At 48.5% G+C, this 600-nt stretch carries 1 rRNA gene; it reads right to left on the bottom strand.

The window, feature by feature from the left end:
* Nucleotides 1-70: 70 nt before the first annotated feature.
* Nucleotides 71-600 (bottom strand): 16S ribosomal RNA (locus tag HMPREF3125_RS02285); the annotation flags it as partial.

Genomic DNA, 600 nt, shown 5'->3' with positions numbered 1-600 from the left:
TCAAAACTGAATACAATATGTCAATGTTATTCCTTCATCTTCTACGAAGATGTTCCGAATATATCCTTAGAAAGGAGGTGATCCAGCCGCACCTTCCGATACGGCTACCTTGTTACGACTTCACCCCAATCATTTGTCCCACCTTCGACGGCTAGCTCCATAAATGGTTACTCCACCGGCTTCGGGTGTTACAAACTCTCGTGGTGTGACGGGCGGTGTGTACAAGACCCGGGAACGTATTCACCGTAGCATGCTGATCTACGATTACTAGCGATTCCAGCTTCATGTAGTCGAGTTGCAGACTACAATCCGAACTGAGAACAACTTTATGGGATTTGCTTGACCTCGCGGTTTAGCTGCCCTTTGTATTGTCCATTGTAGCACGTGTGTAGCCCAAATCATAAGGGGCATGATGATTTGACGTCATCCCCACCTTCCTCCGGTTTGTCACCGGCAGTCAACTTAGAGTGCCCAACTTAATGATGGCAACTAAGCTTAAGGGTTGCGCTCGTTGCGGGACTTAACCCAACATCTCACGACACGAGCTGACGACAACCATGCACCACCTGTCACTTTGTCCCCCGAAGGGGAAAACTCTAT

It is taken from the genome of Staphylococcus sp. HMSC13A10 (assembly GCF_001808005.1).
In the GTDB taxonomy this organism is placed as follows: Bacteria; Bacillota; Bacilli; order Staphylococcales; family Staphylococcaceae; genus Staphylococcus; species Staphylococcus pasteuri.
The sequence above is the reverse complement of the archived record's forward strand: the minus strand, read 5'-3'. Positions and strand labels throughout refer to the sequence as shown.